This is a genomic window from Pseudomonas sp. Sample_21 (assembly GCF_004307525.1).
Classification (GTDB): Bacteria; Pseudomonadota; Gammaproteobacteria; order Pseudomonadales; family Pseudomonadaceae; genus Aquipseudomonas; species Aquipseudomonas atacamensis.
Genome location: NZ_RCNZ01000122.1, coordinates 82824 through 104586, shown reverse-complemented (window position 1 = coordinate 104586; position 21763 = coordinate 82824). Strand labels below are relative to the sequence as shown.

Annotated in this window: 22 protein-coding genes; 15 read left to right on the top strand and 7 right to left on the bottom strand. The window is 60.4% G+C overall.

Going from position 1 to position 21763, the window contains the following annotated elements:
• Positions 1-150: 150 nt before the first annotated feature.
• Together D8U71_RS23850 and D8U71_RS23845 are read left to right on the top strand one after the other, a co-directional pair.
• A complete protein-coding gene (locus D8U71_RS23850) occupies positions 151-366 on the top strand; it encodes a dodecin (RefSeq protein WP_016772305.1) in 216 nt (71 codons plus the stop codon).
• Between the two features lie 129 nt (positions 367-495).
• Positions 496-720 (top strand): DUF1161 domain-containing protein, encoded by a 225-nt coding sequence (locus D8U71_RS23845; protein ID WP_024015026.1) that lies wholly within the window; start codon positions 496-498, stop codon positions 718-720.
• A gap of 172 nt (positions 721-892) precedes the next feature.
• Here the strand turns inward: D8U71_RS23845 and D8U71_RS23835 are convergent, their stop codons facing one another.
• On the bottom strand, positions 893-1894 hold the full coding sequence (locus D8U71_RS23835; RefSeq protein WP_016772307.1) for an LLM class flavin-dependent oxidoreductase: 1002 nt from the start codon (positions 1892-1894) through the stop codon (positions 893-895).
• 240 nt (positions 1895-2134) lie between these two features.
• Between D8U71_RS23835 and D8U71_RS23830 the strand changes: the two genes are divergently transcribed.
• Both D8U71_RS23830 and D8U71_RS23825 read left to right on the top strand, forming a co-directional pair.
• A complete protein-coding gene (locus tag D8U71_RS23830) occupies positions 2135-2566 on the top strand; it encodes an OsmC family protein (protein WP_016772308.1) in 432 nt (143 codons plus the stop codon).
• Positions 2567-2807: 241 nt separating this feature from the next.
• Positions 2808-3047: a DUF1161 domain-containing protein gene (locus D8U71_RS23825; protein WP_071173978.1), complete on the top strand. Its 240-nt coding sequence runs from the start codon at positions 2808-2810 to the stop codon at positions 3045-3047.
• Between the two features lie 7 nt (positions 3048-3054).
• On the opposite strand, the gene D8U71_RS23820 is transcribed toward D8U71_RS23825, so the two are convergent.
• Both D8U71_RS23820 and D8U71_RS23815 read right to left on the bottom strand, forming a co-directional pair.
• On the bottom strand, positions 3055-3474 hold the full coding sequence (locus D8U71_RS23820) for a hypothetical protein (protein ID WP_016772310.1): 420 nt from the start codon (positions 3472-3474) through the stop codon (positions 3055-3057).
• 39 nt (positions 3475-3513) lie between these two features.
• Positions 3514-3936 carry a hypothetical protein gene (locus tag D8U71_RS23815; RefSeq protein ID WP_110599609.1) on the bottom strand — a complete coding sequence of 141 codons (423 nt, stop codon included), beginning with the start codon at positions 3934-3936 and terminating at the stop codon, positions 3514-3516.
• Between the two features lie 58 nt (positions 3937-3994).
• On the opposite strand from D8U71_RS23815, the gene D8U71_RS23810 reads away from it, so the two are divergent.
• Positions 3995-5086, top strand: coding sequence for an aminopeptidase (locus D8U71_RS23810; RefSeq protein WP_130888820.1), 1092 nt, complete (start codon positions 3995-3997; stop codon positions 5084-5086).
• Positions 5087-5185: 99 nt separating this feature from the next.
• Here D8U71_RS23810 and D8U71_RS23805 read toward each other — a convergent pair whose 3' ends face one another.
• Entirely contained in the window at positions 5186-5836 is a 651-nt protein-coding gene (locus D8U71_RS23805) for an HAD family hydrolase (protein WP_016772313.1), read from the bottom strand.
• A 28-nt stretch (positions 5837-5864) separates the two neighbouring features.
• Entirely contained in the window at positions 5865-6410 is a 546-nt protein-coding gene (locus D8U71_RS23800; RefSeq protein ID WP_016772314.1) for a gamma carbonic anhydrase family protein, read from the bottom strand.
• Positions 6411-6499: 89 nt separating this feature from the next.
• On the opposite strand from D8U71_RS23800, the gene prlC reads away from it, so the two are divergent.
• The 3 genes from prlC (at position 6500) to D8U71_RS23785 (ending at position 10976) form a co-directional block, all read left to right on the top strand.
• Positions 6500-8551 carry an oligopeptidase A gene (gene prlC / locus D8U71_RS23795; protein WP_130888819.1) on the top strand — a complete coding sequence of 684 codons (2052 nt, stop codon included), beginning with the start codon at positions 6500-6502 and terminating at the stop codon, positions 8549-8551.
• The gene (locus D8U71_RS23790; protein WP_016772316.1) at positions 8548-8838 is read left to right on the top strand and encodes a YheV family putative zinc ribbon protein; all 291 of its coding nucleotides are present in this window, start codon (positions 8548-8550) and stop codon (positions 8836-8838) included. The genes prlC and D8U71_RS23790 overlap by 4 nt, the downstream gene beginning before the upstream one ends.
• Positions 8839-8951: 113 nt before the next feature.
• Positions 8952-10976 (top strand): M3 family metallopeptidase, encoded by a 2025-nt coding sequence (locus tag D8U71_RS23785; RefSeq protein ID WP_130888818.1) that lies wholly within the window; start codon positions 8952-8954, stop codon positions 10974-10976.
• Between the two features lie 5 nt (positions 10977-10981).
• On the opposite strand, the gene D8U71_RS23780 is transcribed toward D8U71_RS23785, so the two are convergent.
• Positions 10982-11629 carry a tyrosine-protein phosphatase gene (locus tag D8U71_RS23780; RefSeq protein ID WP_073470771.1) on the bottom strand — a complete coding sequence of 216 codons (648 nt, stop codon included), beginning with the start codon at positions 11627-11629 and terminating at the stop codon, positions 10982-10984.
• A gap of 280 nt (positions 11630-11909) precedes the next feature.
• Between D8U71_RS23780 and D8U71_RS23775 the strand changes: the two genes are divergently transcribed.
• The 6 genes from D8U71_RS23775 (at position 11910) to D8U71_RS23750 (ending at position 19473) form a co-directional block, all read left to right on the top strand.
• The gene (locus tag D8U71_RS23775) at positions 11910-12656 is read left to right on the top strand and encodes a gluconate 2-dehydrogenase subunit 3 family protein (protein WP_130888817.1); all 747 of its coding nucleotides are present in this window, start codon (positions 11910-11912) and stop codon (positions 12654-12656) included.
• 2 nt (positions 12657-12658) lie between these two features.
• Entirely contained in the window at positions 12659-14443 is a 1785-nt protein-coding gene (locus D8U71_RS23770; RefSeq protein WP_130888816.1) for a GMC family oxidoreductase, read from the top strand.
• 12 nt (positions 14444-14455) lie between these two features.
• Positions 14456-15757: a cytochrome c gene (locus D8U71_RS23765; protein ID WP_130888815.1), complete on the top strand. Its 1302-nt coding sequence runs from the start codon at positions 14456-14458 to the stop codon at positions 15755-15757.
• Positions 15758-15831: 74 nt separating this feature from the next.
• Positions 15832-16890: a PA0069 family radical SAM protein gene (locus tag D8U71_RS23760; RefSeq protein WP_130888814.1), complete on the top strand. Its 1059-nt coding sequence runs from the start codon at positions 15832-15834 to the stop codon at positions 16888-16890.
• A gap of 237 nt (positions 16891-17127) precedes the next feature.
• Positions 17128-17856, top strand: coding sequence for a carbonic anhydrase (locus D8U71_RS23755; RefSeq protein ID WP_016772323.1), 729 nt, complete (start codon positions 17128-17130; stop codon positions 17854-17856).
• Between the two features lie 90 nt (positions 17857-17946).
• Entirely contained in the window at positions 17947-19473 is a 1527-nt protein-coding gene (locus D8U71_RS23750) for a SulP family inorganic anion transporter (protein ID WP_016772324.1), read from the top strand.
• A gap of 136 nt (positions 19474-19609) precedes the next feature.
• On the opposite strand, the gene D8U71_RS23745 is transcribed toward D8U71_RS23750, so the two are convergent.
• A complete protein-coding gene (locus tag D8U71_RS23745) occupies positions 19610-20260 on the bottom strand; it encodes a hypothetical protein (protein ID WP_016772325.1) in 651 nt (216 codons plus the stop codon).
• Positions 20261-20630: 370 nt separating this feature from the next.
• Here D8U71_RS23745 and coxB point away from each other — a divergent pair, with 370 nt between their 5' ends.
• Positions 20631-21758, top strand: a complete 1128-nt coding sequence (gene coxB, locus D8U71_RS23740; protein WP_016772326.1) for a cytochrome c oxidase subunit II — start codon at positions 20631-20633, stop codon at positions 21756-21758.
• Positions 21759-21763 lie beyond the last annotated feature (5 nt).

Genomic DNA, 21763 nt, shown 5'->3' with positions numbered 1-21763 from the left:
TGGTGATGAGTGGCGTGTGTTGGTTGGGACTTCAGCATGTCGAGAAAGTGCAGAAATTCTGAACTTCGGCAGCGCAGCGGCGCCGAAATCATCAGTGCAATTGCCTGCTAGGCTCAATTTCACACGCCATTCCAACCCAAGGAGAACGCCATGAGTGACCATCACACCTACAAGAAAGTCGAGCTGGTCGGCTCGTCCACTACCAGCATCGAAGACGCCATCAACAATGCACTGGCCGAGGCCAACAAGACCCTGCGCAATCTGGAATGGTTTGAAGTGACCGAAACCCGTGGCCACATCGAAAATGGCCAGGTAGCGCACTTTCAGGTCACGCTGAAAGTCGGCTTCAAGATTGCCGCCAGCTGAGTTTGAGCTAGTCTTCTGAACTTGCGCGCTGGCCGAGTGCCATAGGGAATGGCAAAGCGCTACAAGGTGAGCGCATCGGGTGGATGACTCGATGCCCGCCTCTTTCAATCCGACCAGGGAGTGCGACCGATGAAGAAGTTCATGTTGGCAGTAGGTTTGTTGAGCCTTGCGGGTGGTGCGTTTGCAGCCGGCAAGCCATGTGACGAGCTGAAAAGCGAAATCGCCGCGAAGCTCGACGCCAAAGGCGTTTCCGGATATTCGCTGGAAGTTGTCGACAAGGGTGCGGCGGCTGATGGTGACGTCGTCGGCAGTTGCGAAGGCGGCAGCAAGGAAATCGTCTACAAGCGCGGTTGATTGCGCCTGAAATACAAAAGCCGACGTGGATGCGTCGGCTTTTTTGTGGGCTCCATGTGCCCGATGTGGGAGCGAGCTTGCTCGCGAAACCGGTGGGTCAGTCGACATATCGAGTGCCTGACACTCCGTCTTCGCGAGCAAGCTCGCTCCCACAAGGTATGTGTGGTGAATCTTAGCCCTTCATCACCTGCGCCAGCAGCTCGTACGAGCGCACGCGATCAGCATGCTCATACAAATCGCTGGTGAAAATCAGCTCGTCCGCCTGGGTCTGCTCGATCAGCACCTCAAGCTTGGCGCGGATCTTCTGCGGGCCGCCGACCATGGCGAGGCCGAGGAAATCGCCCACCGCTTCACGTTCATGGGGCAGCCACAGACCGTCCATGGTTTTCACCGGCGGACGCTGCACCAGGCTCTGGCCACGCATCAACGCAAGAATGCGCTGGTACACCGACGTCGCCAGGTAATCGGCTTGCTCATCGGTATCCGCTGCCACCAGCGGCACGCCGAGCATCACGTACGGCTTGTCGAGCACCGCCGACGGTTTGAAGTGATTGCGGTAGATGCGGATCGCCTCGTGCATGAAGCGCGGCGCGAAGTGCGAGGCGAAGGCGTAAGGCAAGCCGCGCTCACCCGCCAATTGCGCACTGAACAGGCTTGAGCCGAGCAGCCAGATCGGCACGTTGGTGCCGGTGCCGGGCATGGCGATCACCCGTTGCTCCGGGGTGCGCGGGCCGAGGTAGCGCATCAATTCGGCAACGTCTTCAGGGAAGTCGTCAGCGCTGCCCGAGCGCTCACGGCGCAAGGCGCGGGCGGTCATCTGATCAGAGCCGGGCGCGCGGCCCAGACCCAGGTCGATGCGTCCCGGGTACAGGCTCTCGAGGGTGCCGAACTGCTCGGCAATCACCAGCGGCGCATGGTTGGGGAGCATCACCCCGCCAGAACCGACGCGGATCGTCGACGTGCCTCCGGCCAGATAGCCGAGCAACACCGAAGTGGCCGAACTGGCGATGCCGTCCATGTTGTGGTGTTCGGCGACCCAGAAGCGCGTGTAGCCGAATTTCTCGGCATGCTGCGCTAGGTCCAGCGAGTTGCGCAGCGATTGCCCCGCGCTGCCGTTTTCGCGCACCGGCACCAGGTCGAGGGTGGAAAATTTAACGTCGGACAGTTTTTTCATGAACCTGCATCTCCGGGTGGGGAGGCAGGTTTTTCTTGCGAACGAAAACCTGCCAAATCCATAAGCGTGTTTTATGGAATGAGGGCATATACCCGAGATTCAATAGCAGCGACGAAATTTCCTACTAAAAAAGTCAACGATTCAGCCAGGCTGAACTTTGTTCCGCCGTCTATCCTCAGAAGCCTTGCTAGTAAAAACCGCGACGGCGCGGCGTTCCGCGCCATATTTGAGGAGGCAGACATGGCTATCGTGAAAAAGGCATCGGCGCATTGGGAAGGCGATCTGAAAACCGGTCTCGGCTCGATCTCCACCGAAACCGGCGTACTGCGCGAAGCGCCGTACGGCTTCAAGGCGCGCTTTGAAGGCGGCAAAGGCACCAACCCGGAAGAACTGATCGGCGCGGCCCACGCCGGCTGCTTCTCCATGGCGTTTTCGATGATTCTCGGTGATGCCGGCCTGAAGGCGGACAGCATCGACACCAACGCCGAAGTCACCCTCGATCAGGTTGACGGCGGCTTCGCGATCACTGCGGTGAAGCTGATTCTCAAGGCGAAGATCCCGGGCGCGACTCAGCAACAGTTTGAGGAGTTGAGCAACAAGGCCAAGGAAGGGTGCCCGGTTTCCAAGGTGCTGAATGCGAAGATCACGCTTGAGGCTTCGCTGGTCAGCTGATTCGGCGTTTGCCGGGCTGACGCCTTCGCGAGCAGGGCTCGCTCCCACGGGGGATTTGTGCACGTCGCAGATCCAGTGTGTGAGCGAGCTTGCTCGCGAAGGCAGTCTCGAAACCTGCTCAGCGGCCGGCAATTAATACAAGGTGTGAGCAAAGTCAGAACCCGCTCTGCAGAATTGTGGTCGAATAATCGACAGCAGCTTCAGCGCACACCCGTGCGCGCTGCCTCAAGGAGCTTCATCGATGAAACGTATTGGCTTGGCGATCCTTTGCAGTGCACTGGCCACGTCCGCTATCGCAGCCCCCAAAAAATGCGAGGAGCTTAGAAAGGAGATCGAGATCAAGATCCAGGCGAAGGCGATCCCAACGTACACCCTTGAAATCATCACGGCGGAAGAGGCGAAGCAGCACGACTCGGCCATGATCGTCGGTTCTTGCGAGAACGGCACCAAGCGGATCATCTATCAGAGAAACGATAGCTGATTGCCTATCACGGCACGCAATTGATCTGCCGCTCGTTGGCAACGATCTGCCCCTGACGATTGATCAAGCGTGCACTTGGCGTAAAGGCCAGCGATCGGGCTTCAAGGCGGTAACGCTGCCCGGCCTCGAAGTGTTCATAGGGCACGGTCATGTAACACAGCCGCTCTTGCGGATCGGTATCCATGCCCTGACCACCCCCGAAGACTTCGAAGTCAAAGCGCACGGTGAGCTCATGACTACCGGGCGTCACCTGAAAAAAGCGTCCGTCGCGCAAGCGCTGTTTATCCAGGCGCTCGGCCATCAGCACTTTGCCGCCGGGGGTAGGCATGGCGAAGTCGACCCAGGCTTTGTCTGGATCGGCCGCCGGCAACGGGCTCTGACAACCGGCGAGCACACTGGCGGCCAGCAATGTCGTCAACTTGCGCATGATCGATATCCTTTGACGGGATTTGCAGCATAGCGCCGATCAACTGCTCTGACAGCCCGCCGGTGTGCCCTGGCCGACAACCTTGCGCTGTTCGTCATAAAGCTTGGCCCAAGGCCGGAAGCCGATGCTGCCCGCCTGCAGCTGATAGCGCTGGCCGGCGTTGAAATCCTTGAATTTCACGCTCAACTGGCAATCGCGCCACAGCGGTTCGGCAGTCGGGCCGATGTTGGTGGCCTCGACCGGGAATTGATAGCGCACCTTCAGCTCATGGCTGCCGGGCTGCACTTCGAAATAACGTTTGTCGACAGCCTGTGTGGCATCGACTTGTACGGCTTGCAGCGCCGTGTCGTGTTGGCGAGCGTCAAGATCGATCCAGGCTTGCAAAGGGTCGGGGTCGGGCATTCCGAATCCGGCACAACCGGCCAGCGTCAGCAGGCCTCCTGTCAGCATCAACATGCGCATAGCGGTGCTCCTTGAGGCGGGATAGTCTTGGGGCAGACTTTCCGGGGAATTTCTTATTTTGATCAGGCCGTTTTCCAGCCTTGGGTTACTTGATCGCGTTTTTCCGATTTTGTTTCCGGGTGTGTTGTTTTTGTTGCTCAACGGTTGCACCAGCGTCAGCTATTACAGCCAGTTGGCCAGCGGCCAACTGCAATTGCTGCGCGCACGGGAGCCGGTCGAAAAAGTCATTGCCGACCCCAGCCGCGATGCCAAATTGCGCGCGCATCTGGCTCAATCACAAAAGGCCCGCATGTTCGCCAGCGAGCACCTGCATCTGCCGGACAACCAAAGCTATCGTCTCTACGCCGACATCGGCCGGCCGTTCGTGGTGTGGAACGTGTTCGCCACCGCAGAGTTTTCCCTGACGCCGCAGAATCACTGCTTCCCGATTGCCGGCTGCGTGGCCTATCGCGGCTACTACAGCCAGAGCGCCGCCCGTGGCGAAGCGGCGCTTCAGCGCTTGCAGGGCATGGACGTGTCGATCGGCGGGGTCGAGGCGTACTCGACGCTCGGCTGGTTCAATGACCCGATTCTCAATTCGATGATGGGCTGGGGCGACGAACGGCTGGCCACGTTGATCTTTCATGAACTGGCGCACCAGAAGTTCTATGTGAAGGACGACACTGAATTCAACGAGTCTTTCGCCACCTTCGTCGAGCAGGAAGGCACGCGGCAATGGCGCGCGTTCCGCGGGCTGCCGGCGGAGTCGGATGCCAGGCTCAAGCAGCGTGACCAGTTCATCGGTCTGGTACTCGACACGCGCTCACGGCTGGAGACGCTGTATGCGCAGCCGCTCTCGGTTGAGCAGATGCGTGAGCGTAAAGCAGCTGAATTCGAGCGCTTGCGCCGGGAGTATCGGGTCATGCGCGACAGTCAGTGGGCCGGGGACAAACGCTATGACGCCTGGGTCAATGCGCCGCTGAACAACGCGCGGTTGTTGCCGTTCGGGCTGTATGACCAGTGGGTGCCGGCATTTGCGGCGCTGTTCAGGCAAGTAGATGGGGATTGGCTGAGGTTTTATGCCGAGGTTGAGCGGTTGGGACGGTTGCCGGTTGATGAGCGTAAGGCGGCTTTGAGGGCCTTGGCAGTTCCTGAGTCCTCCAGCGGCTGAACGGGCCTCATCGCTGGCAAGCCAGCTCCCACAGGGACAGCGGTGAGCCTGAAGAATCGCTAACCTGTGGGAGCTGGCTTGCCAGCGATAGCCATCTGCTCAGCGCTGCAAAAACGCCTGATGCAACTCGTCCAAAGTTTCAAAGTGATAAGCCGGCGCCTCGGCATTCAGTTCTTCAAAACTGCCGAACCCATAGCCCACCGCCGCTGCATCCAGGCCATTGCTGCGCGCACCGATCAGGTCGTGCTTGCGATCGCCGATCATCAGGGTCTGCGCCGGGTCCAGGCGTTCTTCCTCAAGCAGGTGCGCAATCAGCTCAACCTTGTTGGTCCGCGTGCCGTCCAGTTCGCTGCCGTAGATCACTTTGAAGTGGCGGGCGAAGTCGAAGTGCCGGGCGATCTCGCGGGCGAACACCCACGGTTTGGAGGTGGCGATGTACAACTGCCGCCCCTGCCCGCTCAAGGTTTCCAGCAACGGCGTGACCCCGTCGAACACTCGATTTTCGTAGAGGCCGGTGACCTTGAAGCGCTCGCGATAGAAATTCACCGCTTCCCAGGCCCTGGCCTCGTCGAAGTCGTAGAACTGCATGAACGCTTGCAGCAGCGGCGGGCCGATGAAGTGTTCCAGTTTGCTCAGGTCCGGTTCGTCGATGCCGAGATTGGCCAAGGCAAATTGAATTGAGCGGGTGATGCCCTCACGCGGGTCGGTCAGGGTGCCATCGAGGTCGAACAGTACGGTCTGGTAATGCATGAGAGTTCCTGAGCTGGTGTAGGGCAATTCAGAGCTGGTCGTAGCCTTCGGCCAGATGCAGGTCCTTGAGCTTGACGTAGTTCGCCGCGCTGTACGTAAAGAAGGCGTTTTCCTTATCGGTCAGCGGGCGCACTTGCTTGACCGGGCTGCCGACATACAGGAAGCCGCTCTGCAGGCGCTTGCCCGGCGGCACCAGGCTGCCGGCGCCGATGATCACGTCGTCCTCGACCACGGCGCCGTCCATGACGATGCTGCCCATGCCGATCAATACGCGGCTGCCCACGGTGCAGCCGTGCAGCATGACCTTGTGGGCGATGGTCACGTCATCGCCGATCAGCAAGGGAAAACCGTCCGGGTTGAACGGGCCGGCGTGGGTGATGTGCAGCACGCAGCCATCCTGCACGCTGGTGCGCGCACCGATGCGGATGCGGTGCATGTCGCCACGGATCACCGTCAGCGGCCAGACCGAGCTGTCTGCGCCAATTTCGACGTCGCCGATCACCACCGCCGAACCGTCGACGAATGCGCCGTTGCTCAGGCGGGGGGTGTGATTCTGGTATTTGCGAAGGGACACGATTAGTTCTCTCTCTGTCGCCGATAGCTGCGGTGAGTGTCGATTGTAATTAAGATGGGCGCATGTTTCTTCCAGCCAAGGTGCCAACCGTGAGCGTGAACAACCCTCTTTTGCAGTCCTACGACCTGCCGCCGTTCTCCACGATCCGTGCCGAACACGTCCTGCCCGCCATCGAAACCATCCTCGCGGACAACCGCGCCGCCATCGCCGAAATTCTCAAGACCCAGGGCAAGAATCCGACCTGGGCCGGTCTGGTGCTGGCGATGGACGAACTCAATGATCGTCTCGGTGCGGCCTGGAGCCCGGTCAGCCATCTTAACGCCGTGTGCAACAGCGCCGAATTGCGTGAAGCCTACGAGTCGTGCCTGCCGGCCCTGAGCGCCTACTCCACCGAGATGGGCCAGAACCGCGAACTGTTCCAGGCGTATGAAGCGTTGGCCAACAGTCCGGAAGCTGCCAGTTTCGACGTCGCGCAAAAAACCATTCTGGAACACGCCCTGCGCGATTTCCGTCTGTCGGGTATCGATCTGCCGGAAGCCGAGCAGAAACGTTACGCCGAAGTGCAGAGCAAACTGTCCGAGCTCGGCAGCCGCTTCTCCAACCAGTTGCTCGACGCCACCCAGGCGTGGACCAAGCACATCACCGACGAAGCCGCCCTCGCCGGTCTGACCGATTCGGCCAAGGCGCAGATGGCTGCCGCAGCCCAGGCCAAAGGCCTCGACGGCTGGCTGATCACCCTGGAATTCCCCAGCTACTACGCGGTGATGACCTACGCGCAAGACCGTGCGCTGCGCGAAGAAGTCTACGCCGCCTACTGCACCCGCGCCTCGGACCAAGGCCCGAATGCCGGGCAGAACGACAACGGCCCGGTGATGGAAGAGATCCTCGCCCTGCGTCAGGAACTGGCCCGACTGCTGGGTTTCGCCAGTTTCGCCGAACTGAGTCTGGCGACGAAAATGGCCGAATCCAGCGATCAGGTGCTGAGCTTCCTGCGCGATCTGGCCCAACGCAGCAAGCCGTTCGCCGCGCAGGATCTGCAACAGCTGCGCGCTTACGCTGCCGAACAGGGCTGCGCCGATCTGCAAAGCTGGGACAGCGGTTTCTACGGTGAAAAACTTCGCGAGCAACGCTACAGCGTCGCTCAGGAAACCCTGCGAGCCTACTTCCCGATCGACAAAGTCCTCAGCGGCCTGTTCGCCATCGTCCAGCGTCTGTACGGCATCGAGATCGCCGAGCAGAAAGGCTTCGACACTTGGCACCCGGACGTCCGCCTGTTCGAGATCAAGGAAAACGGCCAGCACGTCGGCCGCTTCTTCTTCGACTTGTATGCCCGCGCCAACAAGCGTGGCGGCGCATGGATGGACGGCGCCCGCGACCGTCGTCGCACCATCGACGGTGTGCTGCAAAGCCCAGTCGCCAATCTGGTGTGCAACTTCACCCCGGCCGACAGCGGCAAGCCTGCGCTGCTGACCCACGATGAAGTGACCACCCTGTTCCACGAGTTCGGCCACGGCCTGCATCACCTGCTGACCCGCGTCGAACACGCTGGCGTATCCGGCATCAATGGCGTGGCCTGGGACGCGGTCGAGCTGCCGAGCCAGTTCATGGAAAACTGGTGCTGGGAGCCGGAAGGCCTGGCGCTGATTTCCGGCCACTACGAGACCGGCGAGCCACTGCCGCAGGACCTGCTGGAAAAAATGCTCGCGGCGAAGAACTTCCAGTCCGGCCTGATGATGGTGCGTCAGTTGGAGTTTTCGCTGTTCGACTTCGAACTGCATGCCACCCATGGCGATGGTCGTAGCGTGGCGCAAGTGCTCGAGGGCGTGCGTGACGAAGTGTCGGTGATGCGTCCACCGGCTTACAACCGCTTCCCCAACAGCTTTGCGCACATTTTCGCCGGCGGTTACGCAGCGGGTTACTACAGCTACAAGTGGGCTGAAGTGCTGTCCGCCGACGCCTTCTCGAAATTCGAGGAAGACGGCGTGCTCAACGCTGAAACCGGTCGGGCGTTCCGCGAAGCGATTCTGGCGCGCGGCGGCTCGCAGGCACCGATGGTGCTGTTCGTCGACTTCCGTGGCCGTGAGCCGTCGATCGATGCGCTGCTTCGCCACAGCGGTCTGAGTGAGGACGCGGCAGCATGAGCGACGGCCCTGTGATCACCAAGAAGCGCTTTATCGCCGGGGCGGTCTGCCCGGCGTGCAGCGAGCCGGACAAGTTGATGATGTGGAACGAAGACGGCGTGCCACACCGCGAATGCGTGGCTTGCGGCTACTCCGACACCCTCAACGAGCAGGGCCTGTCGGTGCCCAAAGAACTGGGCACGCGGGTCAATACCAGTGCGCTGAAGCCTGCCGCCGACAAAAAGGTCCAGGCCGTGCAGTTCTTCCCCAACCCCAAGTTGAAGAAAAAGCCCGACGAGCAACAGTGACAACTACCGCCACCTGCCGATGATCGTCGTCAGGTGGCGGTAACTATCTATCACCTCGCCCCCGCGCTTCGTGATTAGGCTGGTCAATCCAGCCCTCTCTCACGGAAGACGCCATGCCTGACACCAACCCCCTCCTGCAACAATGGCAGTTGCCGCCCTGGTCGGCGATACGCGCCCAACATCTGCTGCCGGCAGTCGAGCGCATCGTTGCCGACAACCTGCTGATCATCGAAAACGTCATCGCCACTCAGGTTGATCATCCCAACTGGGACGACGTGGTCATTGCCATTGATGAAGCCGATGCACGCCTGAATGAAACCATGGCGATTATCGAATTCCTCTCGGTCAGGCATGCCGATGATCCCGAGTGGTTGGCGCAGGAAGCGCTCAGCACCCACGCTGCGCAGCATTACAAAGCTGCGAAGGCCGGCAATCGACAGTTGCTCCAGGTTTATCAACGATTGGCACAGAGCTCCATAGCCGCCAGCTTCAGTGATGCACGCAAAGCCTCGCTGGCGAAAATCCTGCGCAGGTTTCACTTGGCCGGCAGCGAATTGTCGAGTGCGCAGCGCAAGGATCTGACGCGATTGAACGGCGAAATCGATCTGCTGGAAAAGCGCTTCATGAGCAATCTCAGATCGGTCAACGCTGCATGGAGCAAGGACATCGACGATGCAGCGCTGTTGGCAGGACTGCCGGCCGAAACGCAGGCGCATCTGGCCGCCAATGCCAACAAGGCCGGCCTGACCGGGTGGCGGCTGACACTCGATCAGAACACTTACGATCAGGTCATGAAGCGGGCGCGGCACCGCGGTTTACGTGAAGAGTGTTTCAAAGCCTGGTGCACCCGCGCTTCGGATCAGGGGCCATACGCCGGCCGCTTCGACAACGGACCGGTGCTGCACAAGCTGCTGGCGGCGCGTCATGCCAAAGCCCGGCTGTTGGGTTTCGACAACTTCGCTCAGCTGCGACTGCTCGATCGCATGGCCGTGGATACTGACCAGGTCCGCCGTTTTCTGCAGCAGCAGATCGCCCTCAATGCAGCGGCGCTTGCGCGCGAAACCGATGACCTGCAAGCCTCTGCACGCCAGTACGGTATTGATCAGATAGAAGCGTGGGATCACGACTTCCTCGCCGAGCAATTGCGCCTGAAGCAGTTGGGCGGCGAGGTGCAGGACCTGCGCCTGTTTTTTCCGCTGGACGCCATACTGCAGAGCCTGTGCCGCTTCAGTGAGCACATGTTCGGCATCAGGATCAGCGAAAATATTCGCCTGGAGACTTTCAACGAAAACGTGCGCCTGTTCGAAGTCAGCGAGCATGAGCAAGCGGTCGGCTTCATCTACATCGACCCGTTCCACCGCGCCGCTGGCGCCGACTACGCCTGGACAGGTGTACTGCGCAACCGACGGATCAATGCGGAAGGCCGGCCATCACTGCCGATAGCCTCGCTTCAATGCAATTACACGGCCGCCGCCGACGGGCTGAATCTGCTGGCACATCAGGATCTGCGCGTGCTGCTGCACGAATTCGGCCATTGCCTGCATCACGTGCTGACACATTCGCCGCACTACAATCTTTCCGGCATTTCGCAACTGAGCCGCGACGCTGCGGAGTTTGTCGGGCAGCTGTTCGAGAAATGGGCGCTATCCGGGCAATTCCTGCGCTGGCTGGGTACGCATCATCAGAGCGGTGAGCGCCTGTCGCAAACGCAGGCCGACGCCGCGTTTTCCACCACCGACATCCAGCGCAGCCGAGAGACGGCGATGCTGCTGCTGAGCGCGCTGTTCGACTTCGAACTGCATCGCAGTCACGGCGACGGTCGCACTGTTCAACAAGTGATGGCGGATGTGCAAAGCGCATTCCCGGGCCTGCATATTCCAGCCTACTGCCGCTTCGCCAACAGCTGCGATTATCTGGTCACCGGTTACGAGGCTTCGCTTTACGCCTACAAATGGTCGGGTGTGCTGGCGAGCGAGGCATTCAAACGCTTCGAACGTGAAGGTCTGTTCAATGAACAGACGGGCCGGGACCTGCGCAAACACCTGCTGTCGGGAGACAGACAGTCACTCCCCGCCGCGCTGCAAGCGTTCTTGGGTAAACCGATCGACAGCGCGCTGTTTCCTGCGCCAGCCGATTGAGCTGATCAACGCTGGACGTGCGCCGAGTCGAACCAGCTCTTCATCGAACACATGGCGAATGCACTGGTGCTGCATTCGCCATTGATCAGGGCTTCGTGCAACCGATCGACATCAGCCTGCATCACGTAGCGCACGCTGTCGTGGAAATGCTGACTGTCACCAAAACCGCCCTCGGTCATTTCCTTGAGCGCCTGCTCTTTGCTCCAGCCCTGCACCACCACGCGGTACATCGCCGCCATCAGACCGGTGCGGTCAGAACCGTGCTTGCAGTGCATGAGCACCGGGCCGTCGGCTTCGGCGGACTGAATCGCGCGCAGAGCCTTGAGCACATCGCTGTCGTCGACGTGATTGGTGCGATACGGCAGTTGCACTTGCTTGATGCCCGGCGCGGAGAGCCAATCGCTATCAGCATCAGGCAGGAAGTTGATTACGGTGACGACATGCAGATCGTTCAACAGCGGCACCGCGCTGCGGCTGGGCAAGGCGCTGCGATACAGCGTCGGTGACATGCGGAACAGGTTGAACTGCGCCTCAACCGGCTGTGCCCACTCGGCCGGGCGAGATGCCGTGGCGTCGGCCGCCCGGGCTGCAATGCCATGCAACAGGGCAACAAGCGAAAAACATAACGCGGGGAAAAAGCGCACTCGAGACATGCTGGGCTGACCGTTTCGGCAATCTTCATTGAAGGAATTGCAGCTTCGCTTTTGAGCGGTCAACGCGCCGTGAGCCGGTCGTCAAAGAAACGTGAATCGTCGCTTCGCCGGGCTTTTTTCCAGGAAAACGGTTTTTCTTGATGCTTAGCCTGCTACCATTTGTCACATGATGTTGCAGACGTGGCGCCCTTTTTCGGGACAGCCCCTCGTCATCGCGACGCAAAATTCCTCGAGCTGCTCGCAGAAGCGGCTGACTTCTATGCCTGATGAGGTGCCCCCCATGTCTGATCAAGATCGAGACAACCCGCGGCGTGAGTTCTTGCGCAAATCCCTGACCCTGATTCCGGTGGTCACGCTTGCCGGTACCGGCCTGGGCAGCAGCGTGCTGCAAGCCGCACCTGAAAGCACACCGGCGCCGGCCGCAGCAAAACCGGCCGCGGCTGGCGCCGGTGAGTATCAGCCGAGCTTTTTCACCGCCGAAGAATGGGCGTTCATCAACGCCGCCGTCGCCCAGTTGATCCCCAACGATGCGCAAGGCCCGGGCGCGCTTGAAGCCGGCGTGCCGGAATACATCGACCGGCAGATGAACACGCCGTACGCCGCCGGTGCCCTGTGGTACATGCAAGGCCCGTTCAATGCCGACGCTGCGCCGGAGATGGGCTGGCAGAGCAAACTGGTGCCCAAAGACATCTATCGCCTCGGCATCGCCGCCACGGATCAGTGGGTAAAAGGTCTCAGCGGTAAAACATTTGCCGAGCAAGACAGCGCTACCCGAGACGATTTGCTCAAGCAACTCGAAGCCGGCAAGCCGCAGTTCGATGCGGTGCCGGCGAAGATTTTCTTAAATCTGCTGCTGCAAAACACCAAGGAAGGTTTCTTCTGCGACCCGATCCACGGTGGCAATAAAGGCATGGTCGGCTGGACCATGATCGGTTTCCCCGGCGCCCGCGCCGATTTCATGGATTGGGTGGAACGCAACGAGCAATACCCCTTCCCGGCAGTGTCGATTCGCGGCGAGAGGGCGTAAGCATGGCAACGGTATTGAAGAAGGTTGATGCAGTCATCGTCGGTTTCGGCTGGACGGGCGCGATCATGGCCAAGGAACTCACCGAGGCGGGTCTCAACGTGCTGGCGCTGGAGCGCGGGCCGATGCAGGACACCTACCCCGACGGCAACTATCCGCAGGTGATCGACGAACTCACCTACAGCGTGCGGAAAAAGCTCTTTCAGGACATCTCCAAAGAGACGGTGACCATTCGCCACAGCGTCAACGACATCGCCCTGCCCAACCGCCAGTTGGGCGCGTTCCTGCCGGGGAACGGCGTCGGCGGCGCCGGGCTGCATTGGTCGGGCGTGCACTTTCGTGTCGACCCGATCGAGTTGCGCATGCGCAGCCACTACGAAGAACGCTACGGCAAAAGCTTCATCCCCAAAGACATGACCATTCAGGATTTCGGCGTCAGCTATGAAGAGCTGGAACCGTTTTTTGACTTCGCGGAAAAAGTCTTCGGCACCTCCGGCCAGGCCTGGACGGTGAAAGGCCAACTGGTCGGTCAGGGCAAGGGCGGCAACCCATACGCGGCGGATCGCTCCAATCCATTTCCGTTGGAAGCGCAGAAGAACACCGTATCCGCACAGCTGTTCGGCAAAGCGGCTACAGAAGTCGGTTACAAACCCTACAACCTGCCTTCGGCAAATACCTCTGGGCCGTACACCAATCCCTACGGCGCACAGATGGGGCCGTGCAATTTCTGCGGATTCTGCAGCGGCTACGTCTGCTACATGTATTCCAAGGCCTCGCCGAACGTGAACATTCTGCCGGCGCTCAAGCCCCTGCCGAATTTCGAACTGCGGCCCAACTCCCATGTACTGCGGGTCAACCTCGACAGCAGCAAGTCCAAAGCCACCGGTGTCACCTACATCGACGGCCAGGGCCGCGAGATCGAGCAGCCGGCGGACCTGGTGATCCTCGGCGCGTTCCAGCTGCACAACGTGCGTCTGATGCTGCTCTCCGGGATCGGCAAACCCTACGACCCGATCAGCGGCGAAGGCGTGGTCGGGCGTAACTTCGCCTACCAGAACATGGCCACCATCAAGGCCTTCTTCGACAAGGACACCCACACCAACAACTTCATCGGCGCTGGCGGCAACGGCGTGGCGGTGGACGACTTCAACGCCGATAACTTCGATCACGGCCCGCACGGCTTTGTCGGTGGCTCGCCGATGTGGGTCAACCAAGCTGGCAGTCGACCGATTGCCGGCACCTCGAACCCGCCGGGCACGCCGGCCTGGGGCAGTGCGTGGAAACGCGCAACCGCCGATTACTACACCCACCAGGTGTCGATGGACGCCCACGGCGCGCATCAATCCTACCGTGGCAACTACCTCGATCTCGATCCGGTGTACCGCGATGCCTACGGCCTGCCGCTGCTGCGCATGACCTTCGACTGGCAGGAAAACGACATCAAGATGAACCGCTTCATGGTCGAGAAAATGGGCAAGATCGCCCAAGCCATGGGCCCGAAAGCCATTGCGGTGATCGGCAAGCAGGTCGGCGACCACTTCAACACCGCCTCGTACCAGACCACCCACCTCAACGGTGGCGCAATCATGGGTACCGATCCGAAGACCAGCGCGCTGAACCGCTATTTGCAGAGCTGGGACGTGCACAACGTGTTCGTCCCGGGCGCCTCGGCGTTCCCGCAGGGCCTGGGCTACAACCCGACCGGACTGGTGGCGGCGCTGACCTACTGGTCGGCGAAAGCGATCCGCGAGCAATACCTGAAAAACCCCGGCCCGCTGGTGCAGGCTTAAGGAGCGATGACCATGAAAACTTTCGTTATCGCCACCCTCGCCCTGCTCGGCAGCACTGCAATTTATGCGGCCGATGTTGATCAAAATCTGATCAAACAAGGTGAATACCTCGCCCGCGCCGGTGACTGCGTGGCCTGTCACACCGCCAAGGGCGGCAAGCCGTTCGCCGGCGGGCTGCCGATGGAAACACCGATCGGCACGATCTACTCGACCAACATCACCCCGGATAAAACCGGCTTGCGCGATTACAGCTTCGAGGACTTCGACCAGGCCGTGCGCCACGGTGTGGCCAAAAACGGCAGCACGTTGTACCCGGCGATGCCTTACCCGTCCTACGCGCGGGTCAACCAGGCCGACATGCAAGCGCTGTACGCCTACTTCATGCACGGCGTCGAACCGGTGGCGCAGGAGAACAAGGCCAGCGACATTCCGTGGCCGTTGAGCATGCGCTGGCCGCTGATGGGCTGGCGCTGGCTGTTCGCACCGAAGGTCGAGGATTACCAGGCCACATCGGCCGATCCGGTGATCGATCGTGGCGCATACCTGGTCGAAGGCCTCGGCCACTGCGGCGCCTGTCACACCCCGCGCGCCCTGACCATGCAGGAAAAATCCCTGAGCGCGGCGGACGGCAGCGAATTCCTCGCCGGCAGTGCGCCGCTGGAAGGCTGGATCGCCAAGAGCCTGCGCGGCGATCACCAGGATGGCCTCGGCAGCTGGAGCGAAGAACAACTGGTGCAGTTTCTCAAGACCGGGCGCAGTGATCGCAGCGCAGTATTCGGCGGCATGAGTGATGTGGTCACCCACAGCATGCAATACATGAGCGACGCCGACCTCACCGCGATTGCCCGCTATCTCAAATCACTGCCGGCCAATGACCCGGCGGATCAGCCGCATCAGTACGACCAGAAAGTGGCCAAAGCGCTGTGGAACGGTGACGACAGCCAACGCGGCGCGTCGGTGTACATCGACAACTGCGCGGCCTGCCACCGTACCGATGGCCATGGCTACACCCGGGTGTTCCCGGCGCTGGCGGGCAATCCGGTGCTGCAGACGGATGACCCGACATCGCTGATCCACATCGTGCTCAAGGGCGGGACTTTGCCGGCAACGCACACCGCGCCATCGAGCTTCACCATGCCCGGTTTCGCCTGGCGCCTGTCGGATCAGGAAGTCGCGGATGTGGTGAGCTTCATTCGTGGCAGCTGGGGCAACAAGGGTGCGCCGGTGAAAGCTGCCGATGTTGCCGAGTTACGTACGGAGGATATGAAGCAGACCTCCGGTGACGATCTGGGCCAAGTGACGCAACACAACTGACCACTCGCCCGACGGCACTAGCCAGATGAGGATCGCCCCGATACTGTGCGCATATACAGTATCGGGGCGTTTTCATGTCTACTCCATTGCCACCTCGCGGTCGCGGCACCGCAACCAACCCGCACAACCGCTTTGCCCCCAGTCGTTCGGTGGCCGAGGACGATGGCTGGTATCAGGAAGTGCCAGAGACGCAAAACACCGAAGTGATCATCGAGAAGGCCAAATCGATCATCAGCCGCAACACCTCGCCGGATCTGCCCTTCGACCGTTCGCTCAATCCCTATCGCGGCTGCGAACACGGCTGCATCTATTGCTATGCACGGCCCAGCCACGCCTACTGGGACATGTCGCCGGGCCTGGATTTCGAAACCCGGCTGATAGCCAAGACCAATGCCGCCCAGGTTCTCGAGGAACAACTGAGCAAACCCGGCTATCAATGTGCGCCGATCAATCTCGGCTCCAATACCGACCCGTATCAGCCCATCGAGCGCGAATACAAAATCACCCGTCAGACCCTGGAAGTGCTGCTGCGCTATCGCCACCCGGTGACCATCGTCACCAAAGGTTCGCTGATTCTGCGCGATCTCGATTTGCTCACGGAGCTGGCGCAGCAACGGCTGGTAACGGTGATGATCAGCCTGACCACGCTGGATGATGAACTCAAACGCATCCTCGAACCGCGCGCAGCTGCGCCCAAGGCACGCCTGCGCGCGATCCGGGTCATGCGTGAAGCAGGCATTCCAGTGGGCGTGCTGTGTTCGCCGATGATTCCGATGATCAATGACAGCGAAATCGAAAGCCTGCTCACCGAGGCCTACGCCGCCGGTGCACAAAGCGCTGCCTACATGATGCTGCGCCTGCCGCTGGAAGTGGCGCCGCTGTTCGAGGAGTGGTTGCAGGCGCACTATCCGCAACGTGCCGCCCATGTGCTGAGCCTGATCCGCCAGAGTCGCGGCGGTGAACTCTACGACAGTCGATTCGGCGCGCGGATGCGTGGTGAAGGGCCGTTTGCCGACCTGCTCGCACAAAGATTTGCCAAGGCCATCAAAAAGCTTGGCCTGAACAAACGCGAGGGCTATAACCTCGACTGCTCGGCCTTCTGTCCGCCGGGTCGCCAGATGTCGTTGATTTAGCGACAATTGGCTTTGGGTTGACGGGTTGGAATCCTTCCGCCGAAACACGCCAGTCACGTTTTTTGTGACCTGGAACACACGTTCTAGAGCGTTTGATTCAGTTTCAGTTAAGTTTCGGCGGCTACCTTGTTCATCGAGTGACTGACGGGTCGGGATGACCCGGATGGTTTAAACAGCCACTGGCTTCATACCGGAATACCGGGGAAGACTCCCTGAATCCGCACAAGAGGATGAATCATGAGTGACAAGGATAAACAGTCGTTGGCTGCCTCGGCGCAAAGCCCTGAAGCACAATCCGCCGATGCAGCACTGCGACAGATCGTTGATGGCTTTTTACGCTTTCACCATGACGTTTTTCCGCAGCAGGAAGAACTGTTCAAGAAGCTCGCCACCGCTCAGGCGCCCAAGGCGATGTTCATCACCTGCGCCGACTCGCGCATCGTTCCCGAGCTGATCACCCAGAGCTCGCCGGGCGATCTGTTCGTCACCCGTAACGTCGGCAACGTGGTGCCGCCCTACGGTCAGATGAACGGCGGCGTCTCCACCGCGATCGAATACGCGGTACTGGCGCTGGGCGTGCAGCACATCATCATTTGCGGCCACTCCGATTGCGGCGCCATGCGCGCGGTACTCAACCCCGACAGTCTGGAAAAAATGCCGACGGTCAAAGCCTGGCTGCGCCATGCTGAAGTCGCGAAAACCATGGTGCACGACAACTGCAACTGCACCGACGAAAAAGACAGCATGCCGATCCTCACCGAGGAAAACGTCATCGCCCAACTGCAGCACTTGCGTACCCATCCTTCGGTAGCCTCGCGCATGGCGAACGGTCATCTGTTCATCCATGGCTGGGTCTACAACATCGAAACCAGCGAAATCAAAGCTTACGACGCGGACCAGGGTCGTTTCCTGCCTCTCGACGGCAGCCATCCGATTCCTGTGGCGACGCCCAAAGCGCGCTTCTAAATCTTCCCAACAATCTGTGTGGTATGACGCCGGCCGCTGATTCAGCGGCCCGGCCTCGCCACGCCTGAAGAAAACTTCGGGAGAATCGCCATGCGTGCGGCTCAATTGAAAGCTGTGTTGCCACGGGAGCTGCTCGCCTCCGTGGTTGTGTTTCTGGTCGCCCTGCCGCTGTGCATGGGCATCGCGATTGCCTCAGGGCTGCCGCCGGCCAAGGGTCTGATCACCGGCATCATCGGCGGTCTGGTAGTCGGTTGGCTGGCGGGCTCGCCGTTGCAGGTCAGCGGTCCGGCGGCGGGTCTGGCGGTGCTGGTTTTCGAGCTGGTGCGCCAGCATGGCGTCGAGATGCTCGGGCCGATCCTGCTGCTCGCCGGTTTTCTGCAACTGGTCGCCGGGCGGCTGAAGCTCGGCTGCTGGTTTCGCGTCACGGCGCCAGCGGTGGTCTACGGCATGCTCGCGGGCATTGGCGTGTTGATTGTGCTTTCGCAGATCCATGTGATGCTCGATGCCAAGCCGCAGCCTTCCGGGCTCGACAACCTCACGGCGTTTCCGGCGGCCGTAGCGCAAGCCTTGCCGTCGTTCGGCTGGCAGGCGGGTCTGCTCGGCTTGTCGACGATTGCGGTGATGTGGCTGTGGGAAAAATTCCGCCCGCATTCGCTGCGCTTCATTCCCGGCGCATTGCTCGGTGTGGGTCTGGCGACGGTGGCGAGCCTGATGCTGGCGTTGCAGGTCAAGCGCGTCGAGGTACCGGCGAACCTGGCCGAGGCGATCGATTGGCTCAAGCCAGCCGACCTGATGAATCTGGCCGACCCGACGCTGCTGATAGCCGCGTTCGCCGTGGCGTTTATCGCCAGTGCCGAAACCCTGTTGTCGGCGGCAGCGGTGGATCGCATGCACAGCGGCGTGCGTTCGGACTTCGATCGTGAACTGTCGGCGCAAGGTGTCGGCAACATGCTCTGCGGTCTGGTCGGCGCGCTGCCGATGACCGGGGTGATCGTGCGCAGTTCGGCCAACGTTCAGGCTGGTGCGACCACACGCTACTCGACGATTTTCCATGGCCTGTGGCTGCTGGCATTCGTGCTGTTGCTGTCGAGCGTGCTGCAAAGCATTCCGGTGGCGAGTCTGGCGGGGGTGCTGGTGTATACCGGCTTCAAACTGGTCGACCTGAAAGCTTTCCGTGGTCTGGGTCGGTACGGGCGGATGCCAATGTTCACCTACGCCGCTACAGCGTTGGCGATCATCTTTACTGACCTGCTCACCGGTGTGCTGATCGGCTTCGGTCTGACGATGTTGAAGCTGGCATTCAAGGCTTCGCGCCTGAAGATCAGCCTGATCGACTTGCCGCAGGACGGCGAGATGGAACTGCGTCTGGTTGGTGCAGCGACGTTCCTCAAAGTGCCGGCGCTGACTCAAGTGCTGGGCAGCATTCCCCACGGCACGACGGTGCATGTGCCGCTGAACAACCTCAGCTACATCGACCATTCGTGTCTGGAGTTGCTTGAGGAATGGGGCCGGGCGAATGCGGCGAAGGGGTCGAAGCTGTTGATCGAGTCGCGTGGGTTGAAGCGCAGGCTGGAAGGCCGCGTGCGGACCAATACCGGGATTGGTGCGGCGGGTTAGAACTCGACCTCAAAACGCAAACCCTGTGGGAGCGAGCCTGCTCGCGAAAGCGGTGTATCAGCCAACAGAGATGTTGAATGATCGACCGCATTCGCGAGCAGGCTCGCTCCCACATTGCATCTAGGGTGTATGAGGGTTATGCAGCAGGCTGGTCGAGTTCCAGACCCACACCCAACCGGCGGCCCATGCACGGCCAGCGTTTCCACGCCGCGCCAGTGTCCGGACTGCTGAGTTTTTCGCGGTAGGCTTCTACCGACTCCAAAGCAAAACTCTCTTCGTTGAGCATCTCGTCGATCGCGTGATGCACCGCTTCGTCCAGTTGGTTGGCGAATTCCTCACCGATCAATTGGTGAGCAATCAGGTTGGCGACCGTCATGTCCAAGGGGATCAATGGCTGGCCGAAATGCTTGATGTACAGGTCGTTGACCTCTTCGACAAAGCGGTGCGCCAGATAGGCCTCGTCGAGCAGACTGTCCAGGCCGACATGCCCGGCCATTATCGCCGGCGGCTGGAGGAAATACTGCTCGGCGATTTTCAGCACCGGTTTGATCTGCGATTCGATTCCCGCTTCCCTGGCGACTTCATTGGCTGCATCCAGCAGGTCCGGTACTTCATCGATGTAGGCGGCGACAAAACGCGTCAGCACGCCCTGGGCGTCGGCTTCCGGCAACTGGATCGCCGGGTGCAGGTGAGGCAGCTTGCTTTCCAGCTGACGGGTCAGCAGGCCGGTGTCTTTTTCGTGCTGTTGGGCTTTTTGGATCTGCTCGCGCAATGCGGCGGTGTTCATGAAAACTCCAGGAAACAAGGCAATGAAATAGGGAAGACATAACTTAGCTGGCTTACGAAAAACGCTAAGACGCATTTGTCATAATTATTTCATCCTTGATGCAGCTGCGTTATATCCATTCGCCACCACTCGTCTGCATCCTTCTCCATTCGGGCACTTGAACGCAAGCGCCGGGTGTTTCAGCTCATTTACGTGCCCGGGTTGCAATTCCCGGGCGCTGTCTATACTCGCCAATGAATGGAGTTAGCTGATGACGCCCGACTGCACCCGCAGCAAGGCCCGGCGATTCAAGTTCGTAGTCTGATGCAGCCGCTCCCTTGCCGCAGGCGATACGCCGGCGGGATAACAAGAACGATAAGGGGAACCCGCAATGATGCGACATCCACATGTCTGGATGGGCCTCCTGTTGTGGTCGATTTTCAGCCCGGCCAACGCGGCATGGACTGTGAATATGGCGCCTGGAGCGACTGAAATCAGTCACGCAGTATTCGACCTGCACATGACCATTTTCTGGATCTGTGTGGTGATCGGGATCATCGTCTTCGGCGCCATGTTCTGGTCGATGATGGTGCACCGCCGCTCTACCGGCCAGGTCGCGGCCAAATTCCACGAAAGCACCGGCGTCGAGATCATGTGGACCATCGTGCCGCTGCTGATCCTGGTGGCCATGGCCGTCCCCGCCACCGCGACGCTGATCAAGATGTACGACACCAGCGAGCCGGACATCGATATCCAGATCACCGGTTATCAGTGGAAGTGGCACTACAAATACCTGGGCCAAGACGTCGAGTTCTTCAGCAATCTGGCCACCCCCGCCGAACAGATTCACAACAAGGAAGCCAAGGGCGAGCATTACTTGCTCGAAGTCGACAAGCCGCTGGTGCTGCCGATCGGCGCCAAGGTGCGCTTTCTGGTGACCTCGGCTGACGTCATTCACTCCTGGTGGGTGCCGGCGTTTGCGGTCAAGCGCGATGCGATTCCCGGGTTCGTCAACGAAGCCTGGACGCGCATCGACAAACCCGGCCTCTACCGTGGCCAGTGCGCCGAATTGTGCGGCAAGGACCACGGCTTCATGCCGATCGTGGTCGAGGTCAAGGAGCAGGCCGACTACGAAAAATGGCTCGCCGAGCGCAAGGCCGAGGCCGCGCAACTTAAAGAACTGACCAGCAAAGAATGGACCCTCGACGAACTCAAGGAGCGCGGCGACAAGGTTTATCACACCACTTGCGTGGCCTGTCACCAGGCTGAAGGCCAGGGCCTGCCGCCGATGTTCCCGGCGCTCAAGGGCTCGAAAATCGCCACCGGGCCGATCAAGGATCACCTGAGCATCGTCTACCACGGCAAACCCGGCACCGCCATGGCGGCGTTCGGCAAACAGCTGTCAGAAGTCGATATCGCAGCGGTCGTGACTTACGAACGTAACGCCTGGGGCAACAACAAGGGCGACATGGTCACGCCAAAAGAAGTGCTGGAGCTGAAACAGGCGGAAAGCAAATGAGCCGG